The organism is Enterobacter sp. BIGb0383 (assembly GCF_003751845.1).
GTDB lineage: Bacteria > Pseudomonadota > Gammaproteobacteria > Enterobacterales > Enterobacteriaceae > BIGb0383.
The window spans coordinates 866,089-880,867 of sequence record NZ_RJKQ01000001.1; the positions used below are offsets into that span (position 1 = coordinate 866,089).

Below are 14,779 nucleotides of genomic sequence, written 5' to 3' on the forward strand. Positions count from 1 at the left end.
TTTTTCACAGGGTTTAACCGTGGAGAACAACTGATGATAACACCTGTTTCGCCCCGATCCGGCGCACTGCTTCTGGCAGCCCGGCTGGCACTTGGCGGCGCTTTTGTTAGCCTTTCCCCTCTGGCCTTTGCCGCAGAACAGAATGCCGTACAACATCTGCCTCAGCCGCCCGACGTCCTGCTCGGCCCGCTATTTTCCGATGTGCAGAACGCCAAACTGTTTCCCGATCAGAAAACCTTCGCCGATGCGGTACCGAAAAACGACCCGCTGATGATCCTCGCGGACTACCGTATGCAGCGCCGCCAGTCCGGCTTTGACCTGCGCCATTTTGTCGAGCTCAACTTTACTCTTCCTGAAGAGGGTGAAGCCTATGTTCCGCCCGACGGCCAGAGCTTACGGGAACATATCGACGGCCTGTGGCCCGTGCTGACCCGCACCACCGACAGCGCGGGGAAATGGGATTCCCTGCTGCCGCTGCCGAAGCCTTACGTCGTGCCCGGCGGCCGTTTCCGTGAGGTTTATTACTGGGACAGCTACTTCACGATGCTGGGGCTGGCCGAGAGCGGGCACTGGGATAAAATCAGCGATATGGTGGCTAACTTCGCCCACGAAATTGACAGCTGGGGCCATATCCCTAACGGCAACCGCAGCTACTACCTGAGCCGCTCCCAGCCGCCCTTCTTTGCCTTTATGCTGGAATTGCTGGCCGACAAGCAGGGTGACGAGGTGCTGAAGCAGTACCTGCCCCAGCTGGAAAAAGAGCACGCGTACTGGATGGAAGGCGCGACGGATCTGGCCGCGGGTCAGACACACAAACGGGTAGTAAAACTTGATGACGGTGCCGTACTTAACCGCTACTGGGACGACCGTGATGCGCCGCGACCCGAATCCTGGCTTGATGACGTCACTACCGCCAAAAATACGCCAAACAGACCGGCCACCGAGGTCTATCGGGATCTGCGCGCGGGCGCGGCCTCCGGCTGGGATTTCAGCTCACGCTGGATGGATGACCCGAATCAGCTTGGCTCGATTCATACCACCCGCATTGTGCCGGTCGACCTTAACGCCCTGATGTTCAAAATGGAGAAAGTGCTGGCCCGCGCCAGTAAAGCCTCAGGGGATAATGACAAGGCGGCCCGGTATGACGCCGCAGCCAGTGCCCGCCAGAAAGCGATGGAGCAGTGGCTCTGGAATGATAAGCAGGGCTGGTACGCCGACTACGATCTGCGCAGCAAGCAGATCCGCAATCAGCTGACCGCGGCCGCCCTCTTTCCGCTCTATGTCAACGCTGCCGCCCAGGATCGCGCCGATAAAGTCGCTGCCGCCGCCGAAGCCCGGCTGCTGAAACCTGGCGGCCTGGCCACCACCACCGTGAATAGCGGCCAGCAGTGGGATGCGCCTAACGGCTGGGCCCCGCTGCAGTGGGTGGCCACTGAAGGTCTGCAAAACTACGGCCATCAGCAGATCGCCATGGAGGTCAGCTGGCGGTTCCTGACCAACGTCCAGCATACCTGGGAAAAGGAGAAAAAACTGGTGGAGAAATATGACGTTAATTCCACCGGAACCGGCGGTGGCGGCGGGGAATATCCGCTGCAGGACGGCTTCGGCTGGACCAACGGCGTCACCCTCAAGATGCTGGATTTGATCTGCCCGCAGGATAAACCCTGCGATGATGTTCCGCACACGCGTCCTGAAACCAGCAGCGTGTCGTCATCGGCCCCGGCGAAATCCGCCCCGGTGACGGCGGCACCCTAGCCGCGACACAGCAAAAACGCCCGTCAGCCCTGCGCTGACGGGCTCAGCCACGTCAGATATCCTTCCCGTAAATTCCCCGCTGAAACCGCTTAGATTCGGGTCATATTGGGTATAAGATGACCGCGGCGCTGTTTTTTTCGCCGACTAACAAAAATGTTAATCATTTACCTTAAGTTCCCTGCAGGTGTGCCGATAATTCATCGACAGTCTGTGATCATGGAGCCTTATGGCGTGAGCAATTACAGTGAACAATTTCTAAAACAGAACCCGCTGGCGGTGATGGGTATTTTGCGCGATCTGCAAAAAGATCAGATCCCGCTGCGCATTTCGTGGGGCAGCGGCGGGCAGTTTATCAGCCGTATTCTCGAGGTGACCGCCGACCGACTGGTGGTGGACTTCGGCAGTCAGGATTATGAAAACCGTGCGGTACAGCGGGCAACCCTGATTGAAATCGCCGCGGAAACCCACGGTGCGAAAGTGGAGTTTGCCGTCGCTCAGTTCCATGTCGGGGAGTATCAGGATCTGCCGGCCTTTGAGATGCCGCTTCCGGATAATCTGTGGTTTGTGCAGCGACGGGAGTATTTCCGTATCAACGCCCCGCTGCATCCCTCTTACTACTGCCGCGCTTTAATGCCGGATAAGAGCGAACTCCGCTTCCGCCTCTTCGACCTCTCTCTGGGCGGAATGGGCGCACTGATGGATGGTCCTGCGCCGGAAGACCTGCGCCCGGGCATTCGTTTTTCGCAGATTGAACTGGATATGGCCGCGTGGGGAATATTCCGTTTTGACGCCCAGCTGCTGGCGATCAGCGAACGCAAAGTGGTCGACAGCAAGAATGAAACCATTACCACTCCACGCCTGAGCTTCCGTTTCCTTAACGTCAGCCCGGCGGTGGAGCGTGAACTGCAGCGAATTATCTATTCGCTTGAGCGTGAAGCGCGCGAAAAAGCCAGCAAGGTGCGCTGACTACATCACATCCATCGCTTTACGTACTTTCCAGATATAGCGCGGTGCCTGCGGCGCGGGATGTTTTTTGGCTACGTGGTCAACAAAACCTTCCGCGCTGAGATCGTTGATCTCCTCAATCGCCGCCTTGCGATCTGAGGAGAAGGTTCTCAGTAGTGCACCGGCACCGTTAACATACGAGACAACCAGCGCGTACTGCATCACCTCGGGGTCTTTTATCCCGGCCAGGATCCCGTGTTCAAGAATGCTCAGGTAGGCCGTCCCCATCGAAATATTGCGTTCAGGGTTTTTCAGCTCGCCGGTCGTCGGTTCCCCGCTCCAGCCCATATGGCGATACACTTCCCGCCCGGCCGTTGAGGCTTTAAGCTGCATCAGGCCCACCGCGTTGGATTTACTGACCAGTTCCGGGTTACCGCCGGATTCCACGGCGATAATGGCCGTGACCAGGCGCGGGCTCACGCCCCAGGCCTCACCGGCTTTTTCCGTGATCGGCATCCACTGCATGGCGCGTTTGACCGGCTGTTCCGGGTTCCACGGCGGACTGGTATAATCCTGCTTTGTGCTGGTACAGCCAGCGAGTAAAACGGCTAATAAAGCAACCCACTGTATTCTCACGTCTCGATCCTTTTACCGGAAATCTGCCGTCACGACGGCCCGAAGGGTAAAGTGTATAAAGGTTTCACTCCGAATGTCAGCAAGGAAATCCTATGTCAGCGTTTCATTTAGTGGCACCGTCGGGTTACTGCATTAACCAGGACGCGGCGGCAAGAGCCGTTTCGCGACTGCAGCAGGCCGGGCACCGCGTCGACAACCAGCAGGTGATTACCCGCCGCGAGCAGCGTTTTGCGGGATCGGATGCGCAGCGGCTGGCCGACATCAACGACCTGGTTCAGCTCGACGCCACGAACCGTATCGTGCTGGCCGTGCGCGGCGGATACGGGGCCAGCCGACTGCTGGCGAGCATCGACTGGGCAGGACTGGCGCGCCGTCAGCAGAAAAATCCGCTGCTGATTTGCGGCCACAGCGACTTTACCGTGATTCAGCTCGGGCTGCTGGCAACCGGCAGGGTGATTACCTTTAGCGGCCCGATGCTGGCCGGTAATTTCGGGGCGGAGACCCTCGACGCCTTCACCCTGGACCATTTCTGGCGTGCACTGCGCAATCCGACCCTGAATATTGAGTGGCAGAGTGACGGCCCGGACTGCGACGTGGAAGGCACGCTCTGGGGCGGCAATCTGGCGATGCTGACCTCGCTGATCGGCACCCCGTGGCTGCCGGAGATCCAGGACGGTATCCTGGTGCTGGAGGATATTAACGAACACCCCTTCCGGGTTGAACGCATGATGATGCAGTTACTGCATACGGGGATCCTTCAGCGTCAGCGGGCCATCGTGCTCGGCAGCTTTAGCGGCGCCGCGCCCAACGATTATGACGCGGGTTACAGCCTGGAGACGATGGTTGAGTACCTGCGCTCGCGCCTGTCTGTACCGCTTATCACCGGCCTGGCTTTTGGTCATGAGCCGCAAACCGTTACCCTGCCCATCGGGGCGCGCGCGGCACTTTCCCGTTCAGGATCTCAATATCAGCTAACAATCTGCGATCATCCCGTGCTTAATGAATAAAAAGTCTCTTTTGGCCCTTATTTATCCATTACGTCTGCCGTTAATATGGTAACGTTTTGTCAAGTTCAGCCAAAAAGGGTAAGGAGAAAGCATACATTGGACGCCGGGGCAATAATCAGTCTGTTTATTTTGGGTTCCGTATTAGTAACCTGCAGTATTTTATTAAGTTCATTCTCTTCCCGTCTTGGTATTCCCATCCTGGTGATCTTCTTAGCTATCGGTATGCTCGCCGGGGTCGATGGTATTGGCGGGATCCCCTTCAATAACTACCCTCTTGCCTATCTGGTGAGTAACCTGGCGCTGGCGGTGATCCTCCTCGATGGCGGCATGCGAACCCAGGCAAGCTCTTTTCGCGTGGCGCTCGGCCCGGCCCTGTCGCTGGCAACGGTTGGCGTCCTGATTACCGCCGGGATGACCGGCATGATGGCGGCCTGGCTGTTTAACCTTAACCCGATAGAAGGTCTGCTGATCGGCGCGATTGTCGGCTCGACGGATGCCGCAGCGGTCTTCTCCCTGCTCGGCGGGAAAGGGCTGAACGAGCGCGTCAGCTCAACCCTGGAAATTGAATCAGGCAGTAACGATCCGATGGCAGTGTTCCTGACCATCACCCTGATCGAGATGATTCAGCACCATGAAACCGGCCTCGACTGGCTGTTCCTGCTGCACTTTGTACAGGAGTTCGGCCTCGGCATTCTGTTTGGCCTCGCCGGGGGCTACCTGCTGCAGCAGATGATTAACCGCATTTCCCTGCCGCCTGGCCTCTATCCGCTGCTGGCCCTGAGCGGCGGTATTATGGTGTTTGCCCTCACCACGTCGCTGCACGGCAGCGGCATCCTGGCCGTCTATCTCTGCGGTTTCGTGCTGGGGAACCGGCCGATTCGTAACCGTTACGGCATCCTGCAGAACTTTGACGGCGTGGCCTGGCTGGCACAGATCGGTATGTTCCTGGTCCTGGGGCTGCTGGTAACGCCTTCTGAGCTACTGCCTATCGCTATTCCGGCGCTGATCCTCTCGGCGTGGATGATCTTTATCGCCCGCCCGATGTCGGTCTTTACCGCCCTGCTGCCGTTCCGAGGCTTTAACCTGCGGGAACGGGTGTTTATCAGCTGGGTTGGCCTGCGCGGTGCGGTGCCGATTATCCTTGCCGTTTTCCCGATGATGGCCGGGCTGGACAGAGCGAATCTGTTCTTTAATCTCGCCTTCTTTGTGGTGCTGATTTCGCTCCTGTTCCAGGGCACCTCGCTCTCCTGGGCGGCGAAAAAAGCCAAAGTGGTGGTGCCGCCCGTGGGCCTGCCGGTTTCCCGGGTCGGGCTGGATATTCACCCGGAGAACCCCTGGGAGCAGCTGGTTTATCAGCTCAGCGCCGATAAATGGTGCGTTGGCGCATCCCTGCGCGATCTGCATATGCCTCAGGAAACGCGTATCGCCGCCCTGTTCCGCGATAATACCCTGCTGCATCCCACCGGCAGCACCCGACTGCGGGAAGGCGATATTCTCTGCGTGATTGGTCGCGAACGCGATATCCCGGCGCTGGGCAAGCTGTTTAGCCAGACGCCGCCGGTGGCGCTGGATCACCGCTTCTTCGGGGACTTTATTCTGGAAGCCAACGCCCTTTTCGCTGACGTGGCGATGATCTACGGTCTGGAAACGGGTGAAGAGTACCAGGATGCGCAGCAGTCGCTGGGCGATATCGTCTCTCACCTGTTAGGTGCCGCCCCGGTGGTCGGCGACCAGGTCGAGTTTGCCGGGATGGTCTGGGTGGTCGCGGAAAAAGAAGATAACGCGATTCTGAAAGTCGGCGTGCGCGCCGTGGAAGACGAGGCGGTCTGACCGCCTCGTAACGAGTTACACTGTCACAACGGGTACGCGCGGTGCAAGGGCGCACATCAGCTCATAGCCGACCGTACCCGCTCCCGCCGCGACCTCATCAATCTTGATCTCATTGCCCCACAGCTCGACGCGGGAGCCAATGCCCGCCTGCGGACAGGCCGTTAAATCCACCGTCAGCATATCCATCGACACCGACCCGACCAGCCCGGTGCGGATGCCATCCACCAACACCGGCGTCCCTTCAGCCGCGATCCGTGGATAGCCGTCCGCATAGCCGCAGGCCACAATGCCAATCCGCTGTGGACCCGCGGCGCGATAGCGCCCGCCGTAGCCCACGGTTTCGCCCGCCGTCAGGGTCTGCACGGCAATAATTTCGCTCTGCAGGGTCATGACCGGCTTCAGGCCGCTGTCGGCAATATCCTGCCACTGACCTGAAGGCGACGCGCCGTAGAGCACGATGCCGGGCCTCACCCAGTCATAATGGGCTTCAGGGTGCCACAGGGTCGCCGCAGAGTTCGCCAGCGAGCGCGGGCCCTCAATTCCCTCGCAGGCCTGGGCAATACGCACCATCGGCGCATCGATCCCGTCCGGCAGTTCAGATGAGGCGAAATGCGACATCAGGGTGATATCCCCGACGTTGGGCAATGCGCGCAGCTGCTGCCAGACGCGATGCGCCCGGTCGGGCATAAAGCCCAGCCGGTTCATCCCGCTGTTTATTTTGAGATAGATATCCAGAGGCGCATTCAGATTCGCCTCCTGCAGCGCCTTAATCTGCCAGTTGCTGTGCACGCTGGTGGTCAGACGATAGCGATCCAGCAGCGCCAGTTCATCCGCATGGAAGAAGCCTTCCAGCAGCAGAATCGGCCCTTTCCAGCCGCGCTCACGCAGCAGGATCGCCTCTTCAAGATTGAGCAGCGCAAAGCCATCCGTATCGCTCATGGCCTGCCAGACCCGGTCGAGACCGTGGCCGTAGGCGTTGGCTTTGACCACCGACCAGACGCTGGAATGCGGTGCAGCCTGGCGCACCACGCGAAGATTGTTACGCAGCGCCGACAGACTGAGACTGGCGCAAACGGGACGAGACATGAACGCTCCTTATTGTTGTACGCCGTGCAGATGCTGAGGGCGCTGCGGCATAAAGTCCGCGCCGTAGCGGGCCACGCTTAAATCATCGCAGGCAATAGCCGGAGTGCGGCCGGAAATCAGATCGCTGATCAGCTGGCCGGAGCCGCAGGCCATGGTCCAGCCGAGGGTGCCGTGCCCGGTGTTCAGCCACAGATTGCTGAATGCCGTACGGCCAACAATCGGCGTACCGTCCGGGGTCATCGGTCGCAAACCGGTCCAGAAGGTGGCCTGCTCAACGTGGCCGCCCCGCGGGAAGAGATCCCGCACCACCATCTCCAGCGTCTCCCGCCGGGGCTGGCGCAGGGCCGTATCGAAGCCGACGATCTCCGCCATACCGCCGACGCGAATACGCTCTTCAAAACGGGTAATCGCGATTTTATACGTTTCATCAAGGATAGTAGAAACCGGCGCGCCGTCGGGATCGGCCACCGGGATCGTCAGGGAATAGCCTTTGAGTGGGTAGACCGGGATATCCACCAGCCCCTTCAGCATGGAGGTTGACCAGGAGCCGAAGGCCATCACGTACGCATCGGCCTTCACCACCTCGTCGCCACATTTTACGCCGTAGATTTTACCGCCCTCGCTCAGGAGACGATCCACCGACATATTGTAGCGAAAGACGACGCCCGCCTGCTCCGCCATCTGCGCCAGCCGCTGGGTAAACAGCTGGCAATCGCCGGTTTCATCATTGGGCAGGCGCAGGCCGCCGGTCAGCTTGTGGGCCACCGAGGCCAGCCCCGGCTCAACGCTGGCCAGCTGCTGCGCTTCCAGCAGTTGATACGGCACGCCAGCATCCTGCAGCACCGCGATATCGCGGGTGGCATTTTCGTACTGCTGGGCGGTGCGAAAGAGCTGAAGCGTCCCGCCCTGACGTCCTTCATAGGCAATGCCGGTTTCGGCACGCAGGGTTTTCAGGCAGTCGCGGCTGTATTCCGCCAGCCGCACCATCCGGCCTTTGTTGGTCATATAGTGGCGAGTGTCGCAGTTGCGCAGCATCTGCCACATCCAGCGCAGCTGAGATGCCGTGCCGTCGAGGCGGATAGCCAGCGGCGCGTGGCGCTGAAACATCCATTTTATCGCCTTCAGCGGCACGCCCGGTGCCGCCCAGGGCGCCGCATAGCCCGGTGAGATCTGCCCGGCATTGGCGGCGCTGGTTTCCAGCGCCGAGGCAGGTTGCCTGTCGATCACCGTTACCTCATGCCCGGCCTGACGCAAATACCAGGCGCTGGTTACGCCGACCACGCCACTTCCCAGTACGACAACACGCATAGCCACTCCGATAAATGAAAAGAACAATCGTCTGATTACAAATTGATAACCCAGATGAAAATGTTATTCAACATACGGCTTTTTTATGGTGACTTAACTCACAGGTTTCCCTTCTGCCGCGCTCAGGCGCAATTTGGTATCTCCTGCTAAGCGGCGGAATTGCCCAGTATAAAATGCTGATAAATTCCTGATTTTTCGCAAAGCACATCCGGAAATCGCGCAGAAAAAAAAGCGGCGGGCTGCCCGTAATTTTATCCGGTGTTCTATGCTTGATCTGAGGCTTTCCACAGAGAGAGAGCCGCCAACAATGAGGGCGCGCTAATGGCTACGATTGACTCCATGAATAAGGACGGCACTCGGTTAAGTGATGGACCCGACTGGACTTTCGACCTGCTGGATGTCTACCTGGCGGAAATTGATCGGGTGGCGAAGCTGTATCGGCTGGATACCTACCCGCATCAAATCGAAGTGATCACCTCCGAACAGATGATGGATGCCTACTCCAGCGTCGGGATGCCCATTAACTATCCCCACTGGTCATTCGGCAAAAAGTTTATTGAAACCGAGCGCCTCTATAAGCACGGACAGCAGGGACTGGCCTACGAAATCGTCATTAACTCGAACCCCTGCATCGCCTATCTGATGGAAGAGAACACGGTGACCATGCAGGCACTGGTGATGGCCCACGCCTGCTACGGCCATAACTCTTTCTTCAAAAATAACTACCTGTTCCGCAGCTGGACCGATGCCAGCTCGATTATTGACTATCTGATCTTCGCCCGGAAATACATTACGGAATGCGAGGAGCGCTACGGCGTTGACGAGGTGGAGAAGCTGCTCGACTCCTGCCATGCGCTGATGAATTACGGCGTCGACCGCTATAAACGCCCGCAAAAGATCTCCCTGCAGGAGGAGAAGGCCCGGCAGAAGAGCCGCGAAGCCTATCTGCAAAGCCAGGTGAATACCCTGTGGCGCACGCTGCCGAAACGGGAAGAAGAGAAAACCGTCGCCGAAGCGCGCCGCTACCCGTCCGAGCCGCAGGAGAACCTGCTCTATTTTATGGAGAAGAACGCGCCGCTGCTGGAGCCGTGGCAGCGTGAGATCCTGCGTATCGTGCGCAAGGTCAGCCAGTATTTTTATCCGCAGAAGCAGACCCAGGTGATGAACGAAGGCTGGGCGACTTTCTGGCACTATACGATCCTTAACCATCTCTACGACGAAGGTAAGGTTACCGAGCGCTTTATGCTGGAGTTCTTACACAGCCATACCAACGTCGTGTTCCAGCCGCCCTACAACAGTCCCTGGTATAGCGGGATTAACCCCTATGCGCTGGGCTTCGCCATGTTCCAGGATATTAAGCGTATCTGTCAGTCTCCCACCGAGGAAGATAAATACTGGTTCCCGGATATCGCCGGCTCCGACTGGCTGGATACCCTGCACTTCGCCATGCGTGACTTTAAGGACGAGAGCTTTATCAGCCAGTTCCTGTCGCCGAAGATCATGCGTGATTTCCGCCTGTTTACCGTGCTCGATGACGATCACAATAACTACCTGGAGATTGCGGCGATCCATAATGAAGAGGGCTATCGCGAGATCCGCTCTAAACTCTCTTCCCAGTACAATCTGAGCAATCTGGAGCCGAATATTCAGGTCTGGAATGTTGATCTGCGCGGCGACCGTTCGCTGACTCTACGCTATATCCCGCATAACCGCGCCCCGCTGGATAAGGGCCGTCGTGAAGTGCTTAAGCACGTTCACCGTCTGTGGGGCTTTGACATCATCCTTGAGCAGCAGAACGCCGACGGCAGCGTGGAGCTGCTGGAACGCTGCCCGCAGAAAAATCCGCTGTAAAACGCAGAAAGGAGGCCGAAGCCTCCTTTCTTTCTTATTGTGCTGAAACTCAGTTATTCACCGGGATAACCGCACCTTTGTACTTGGTGCGGATCCAGTCCTGAATCTCTTTCGAGTGCAGTACGTCCACCAGCGCCACGATATCTTTCTTCTTCTCATCGCCGCGATGCACGGTAATGATATTCGCGTACGGGTTGTTCTCGCCGCTTTCTACCGCAATCGGGTCATGAACCGGATCCAGACCGGCGTCGATGGCGTAGTTAGCGTTGATCACCACCGCGTCACCTTCGTCATTGTTGTACATCTGCGGCAGCAGCGCGCCTTCAACGTTCGGCAGGAACTTCAGTTTTTTCGGGTTCTCAACGATATCGCTGATACGGGCCGCAACTTTATCCACGCCCGGCTTCAGTTTGATCACGCCCTCTTTTTCGAAGATAGAGAGGATACGTCCCTCTTCTGCCACCGCGTCACGCATAATCACCTTCCCGCCTTCCGGCAGATCTTTCAGGGATTTGTGCTTTTTAGAGTAGATACCGATCGGCTCGATATGGATCGCGCCTGCGCTGACGAAATCATAGGTTTTATCGCCCGCATGATCCTTCAGGACGCTGTTCAGATACGGAATATGCTGGAAGTAGTTAGCATCCAGTTCACGGCTGGCCAGAGCGGTGTTCGGCAGGATGTAGTCCTGGAACGGTTTGATTTCCAGATCGATGCCCTGCTTCGCCAGAATCGGCTTCGCCTGCTCGAGGATCTCCGCGTGCGGCACGTTGGATGCGCCTACGGTCAGGGTATCAGCCCAGGAGGCAAAGCTCAGGGCGGAAAGGGTCGCTGCGGCAATCAGTGTCAGTGTCTTTTTCATGATGTTGGTTTCCGTATTTTATTAGCGTTTGTCTAACAGAGAGGTAATGGCGTCGCCGCAGAACTGGATGATGAAGACGATGATCAGAATGGTCACCGTCGCCACCAGCGTGACGTCGCCATGGTTACGCTGGAATCCTTCCAGATATGCAAGATTTCCTAACCCGCCAGCGCCGATAACGCCTGCCATCGCGCTGTAGCTAACCAGCGCAATCAGCGTCACCGTAATGCCGGACACCAGAGCGGGTGATGATTCCGGGATCAGTACCCGAAAAATTAAGGTGCTGAGACGTGCACCCATCGAGCGGGTCGCCTCAATCACGCCTTTATCGACTTCGCGCAGCGCAATTTCCACCAGGCGAGCATAAAACGGTGCAGCCCCGACAATCAGCGCCGGTAAGGCGGCATCGGCCCCCAGAATCGTGCCGACGATGGCCTTGGTGAACGGGATCAGCAGCACGATCAAAATGATGAACGGGATCGAGCGGAAAACGTTCACCAGGATAGAGATCACGCTGTAGATCGCCCGGTTCTGGAACAGCCCGCCGCGAGCGGTCAGGAAGAGCGCCAGACCCAGCGCGATGCCCAACACAAAGGTGGCAGCGCCGGACAGCGCGGTCATATAGAGGGTTTCCAGGGTGGCGGACCACAGCTGGGGCCACTTCAGATGCGGAAACAGGGACTCAGTCATGCTTAATTACCTCGCAGTTAATCTCGCTGTTGCGCAAATCTGCGAGGATCTTAGCTAATTGTTCTTCACTGGCGTTTACATGCACCCAGAGCTGACCGAAGACGCCGTGGGCGGTCTGGGTCATTTTGCCGTGCAGAATATTAAACGGCAGGCCGTAGCGCAGGGTCAGTTCCCCGACGACGGGCTGGTGCGTGCTGCTGCCGGTAAATGTCAGCTTAATCACCGCCCCGTCCAGATCGCTGCTCAGCTGCGGGTTAAACGCCTCTTCTTCCGCGTACTGGCTAACCTGACGCACAAACTGGCGGGTAATCGGCTGCTGCGGATGGGTAAAGACCTGCAGCACTTCGCCCTCTTCCACCACTTTGCCGTCTTCCATCACCGCCACGCGATCGCAGATTTTACGCACCACGTGCATCTCATGGGTGATCAGCACGATGGTCAGCTTAAAGCGGCGGTTAATGTCCAGCAGCAGGTCGAGAATTTGATCTGTCGTTTGCGGGTCCAGCGCGGACGTGGCCTCATCGCACAGCAGCACGTCAGGGTTATTTGCCAGAGCGCGGGCAATACCGACGCGCTGTTTCTGGCCGCCGCTGAGCTGGGACGGATAGGCATTCTCACGCCCGGTCAGCCCCACCAGCGCAATGAGTTCTGCAACTCGCTCGCGGATCTGCGCCTTCGGCGTCCCGGCGATCTGCATTGAGAACGCAATATTTTCACTGACGGTACGCGACCACAGCAGGTTGAAGTGCTGGAACACCATACTGATTTTCAGCCGGGCCTGGCGCAGGGCTTCCCCTTTAGCCGCCGAAATATCCTGGCCGTTAATGGTCACCGACCCGGAGGTCGGTTTTTCCAGGCCGTTGAGCAGGCGAATCAGGGTACTTTTGCCCGCGCCGCTGTAGCCAATAATCCCGTAAATCTGCCCCTGTTCAATGGTCAGGTTGACCTTGTCCACGGCGGTGACAGGGGCTTTGCCATGAGCAAAAATTTTCGAAATATTACTAAGTACAATCATATCGTTATCGTATCCGCAACCGCGTTGTGCTGGTCTGCTAATTGTCAGTCTGTTTAGCAGTATGGATGTCCAAACGATAATAGTCACCCGCCGTTATGTTTTGAACCACCAAAAAGGTATTTCATATAACTAAAAACGATAAGCAGCCTGCGGTGCGGCAAAACGCCCTAAGCTTAATTTCAGGAATGGTTATGCGTTCGCCGGCGGTAGCGGCGGGTTCGCCGGTCAAAAATGGACGTTTATTGCGCATTTACCTGCTTATCTGGACATCGATACATCCACACTCCCCGACGGCTTGCCATCCCGCCATCTAAACAGTGGTTCATATTCCCGTTTGCTATTAATCACAGAGAAATGTTCTTTTTGACCGCGTTTTTACAGTCCTATCATCCGGCCATGTTCCCCACTCAGGTAAATGAAGATGGCAATTTTTCACTCGGTCAGCGAACTGATCGGCCAGACGCCGCTGCTTCAGCTACACAAGCTGAATACCGGCCCCTGTGAACTGTTTTTAAAGCTGGAAAACCAGAACCCCGGCGGTTCGATTAAAGACCGTGTTGCGCTGTCGATGATTAACGAAGCGGAGAAGCAGGGGCTGCTTAAGCCCGGCGGCACCCTGGTGGAAGCCACCGCCGGGAATACCGGCCTCGGGCTGGCGCTGATCGCCGCGCAGAAAGGTTACGCGCTGATTCTTGTGGTTCCTGACAAGATGAGCCGCGAAAAGATTTTCCACCTGCGGGCGCTGGGGGCACAAGTGGTGCTCACCCGCTCCGACGTCAATAAAGGCCATCCGGCGTACTATCAGGACTATGCCCGCCGTCTGGCAGAGGAGACGGAAGGCGCGTTTTATATCGATCAGTTTAATAATCCGGCCAATCCGCTGGCCCATATCACCACCACCGCGCCTGAGCTGTTCCGGCAGATGGAGGAGCGTATCGACGCGGTCGTCGTCGGGGTCGGTTCTGGCGGCACGCTCGGCGGGCTGCAGAGCTGGTTTGCTCGCCACTCACCGCACACCGAATTTATTCTTGCCGATCCGGCGGGGTCGATTCTGGCGGACCAGATTGAGCTGGGACGCCACGGCGAAGCCGGATCCTGGCTGGTGGAAGGGATCGGGGAAGATTTTATTCCGCCCCTTTCACAGCTGGAGAATGTCCGTCAGGCCTGGCGCGTCAGCGACCGGGAAGCATTCACGACCGCCCGCGATCTGCTGAAAACGGAAGGGATCCTCGCCGGGTCATCGACCGGCACGCTGCTTAGCGCCGCGTTGCGCTACTGCCAGGCGCAGACGACGCCAAAGCGCGTGGTGACCTTCGCCTGCGACAGCGGCAATAAGTATCTCTCGAAAATGTTTAACGATGACTGGATGCGTCAGCAAGGACTGCTGGAACGCCCAACCGCCGGGGATCTAAGTGATTTTATCGCCCTGCGTCATGACGAAGGCGCCACCGTCACCGCCGCACCGGACGACACCCTCTCCACCGTCCTGGCGAGGATGCGCCTGTATGACATCTCCCAGCTTCCCGTGCTGGAGGGCAACAGCCTGGTCGGCATTATCGATGAGTGGGATCTGCTGGGCCATGTCGAAGGCGACAGCCGTCGTTTCTCCCTGCCGGTAAAAGAGGCCATGACCCGGGACGTTGAACGTCTGGATAAACACGCCCCGGAAAGTGCCTTAAAACCCATTTTTGACCGGGGTCAGGTCGCCGTCATTGTCGACGGGCACCGTTTTCTCGGGCTGGTGACACGCAGCGACGTACTGACCCGCTGGCGTAACCGTTTAGAACAATAAGG

The 14,779-nt window shown here is 57.9% G+C and carries 12 protein-coding genes; 6 read left to right on the top strand and 6 right to left on the bottom strand.

Features of this window, described 5'->3' with window-relative positions; translation table 11 throughout:
• Positions 1-33 precede the first annotated feature (33 nt).
• Positions 34-1,755 (top strand): alpha,alpha-trehalase TreA, encoded by a 1,722-nt coding sequence (gene treA / locus EDF81_RS04200; RefSeq protein WP_123346538.1) that lies wholly within the window; start codon positions 34-36, stop codon positions 1,753-1,755.
• A gap of 231 nt (positions 1,756-1,986) precedes the next feature.
• Positions 1,987-2,721, top strand: coding sequence for a flagellar brake protein (locus tag EDF81_RS04205; RefSeq protein ID WP_123347672.1), 735 nt, complete (start codon positions 1,987-1,989; stop codon positions 2,719-2,721).
• Here the strand turns inward: EDF81_RS04205 and emtA are convergent, their stop codons facing one another.
• Positions 2,722-3,336, bottom strand: a complete 615-nt coding sequence (gene emtA, locus EDF81_RS04210; RefSeq protein WP_123346540.1) for a membrane-bound lytic murein transglycosylase EmtA — start codon at positions 3,334-3,336, stop codon at positions 2,722-2,724.
• A 92-nt stretch (positions 3,337-3,428) separates the two neighbouring features.
• Here emtA and ldcA point away from each other — a divergent pair, with 92 nt between their 5' ends.
• Together ldcA and EDF81_RS04220 are read left to right on the top strand one after the other, a co-directional pair.
• A complete protein-coding gene (ldcA, locus tag EDF81_RS04215; protein ID WP_123346542.1) occupies positions 3,429-4,343 on the top strand; it encodes a muramoyltetrapeptide carboxypeptidase in 915 nt (304 codons plus the stop codon).
• Between the two features lie 96 nt (positions 4,344-4,439).
• Positions 4,440-6,173, top strand: a complete 1,734-nt coding sequence (locus tag EDF81_RS04220; RefSeq protein ID WP_123346543.1) for a potassium/proton antiporter — start codon at positions 4,440-4,442, stop codon at positions 6,171-6,173.
• A 15-nt stretch (positions 6,174-6,188) separates the two neighbouring features.
• Here EDF81_RS04220 and dadX read toward each other — a convergent pair whose 3' ends face one another.
• Entirely contained in the window at positions 6,189-7,259 is a 1,071-nt protein-coding gene (gene dadX, locus EDF81_RS04225; protein ID WP_123346545.1) for a catabolic alanine racemase DadX, read from the bottom strand.
• Positions 7,260-7,268: 9 nt separating this feature from the next.
• Positions 7,269-8,567 carry a D-amino acid dehydrogenase gene (locus tag EDF81_RS04230; RefSeq protein WP_123346547.1) on the bottom strand — a complete coding sequence of 433 codons (1,299 nt, stop codon included), beginning with the start codon at positions 8,565-8,567 and terminating at the stop codon, positions 7,269-7,271.
• 321 nt (positions 8,568-8,888) lie between these two features.
• On the opposite strand from EDF81_RS04230, the gene EDF81_RS04235 reads away from it, so the two are divergent.
• Positions 8,889-10,418, top strand: coding sequence for a SpoVR family protein (locus EDF81_RS04235; RefSeq protein ID WP_123346549.1), 1,530 nt, complete (start codon positions 8,889-8,891; stop codon positions 10,416-10,418).
• Between the two features lie 49 nt (positions 10,419-10,467).
• Here EDF81_RS04235 and EDF81_RS04240 read toward each other — a convergent pair whose 3' ends face one another.
• The 3 genes from EDF81_RS04240 to EDF81_RS04250 are packed head-to-tail and all read right to left on the bottom strand — an operon-like array spanning position 10,468 to position 12,985.
• On the bottom strand, positions 10,468-11,280 hold the full coding sequence (locus tag EDF81_RS04240) for a MetQ/NlpA family ABC transporter substrate-binding protein (RefSeq protein ID WP_123346551.1): 813 nt from the start codon (positions 11,278-11,280) through the stop codon (positions 10,468-10,470).
• Positions 11,281-11,301: 21 nt separating this feature from the next.
• Positions 11,302-11,970 (bottom strand): methionine ABC transporter permease, encoded by a 669-nt coding sequence (locus EDF81_RS04245; RefSeq protein ID WP_123346553.1) that lies wholly within the window; start codon positions 11,968-11,970, stop codon positions 11,302-11,304.
• Positions 11,963-12,985, bottom strand: coding sequence for a methionine ABC transporter ATP-binding protein (locus tag EDF81_RS04250; protein WP_123346554.1), 1,023 nt, complete (start codon positions 12,983-12,985; stop codon positions 11,963-11,965). Before EDF81_RS04250 ends, EDF81_RS04245 begins: the two co-directional genes overlap by 8 nt.
• 421 nt (positions 12,986-13,406) lie before the next feature.
• On the opposite strand from EDF81_RS04250, the gene EDF81_RS04255 reads away from it, so the two are divergent.
• Positions 13,407-14,777, top strand: a complete 1,371-nt coding sequence (locus EDF81_RS04255) for a cystathionine beta-synthase (protein WP_123346555.1) — start codon at positions 13,407-13,409, stop codon at positions 14,775-14,777.
• Positions 14,778-14,779: the final 2 nt, after the last annotated feature.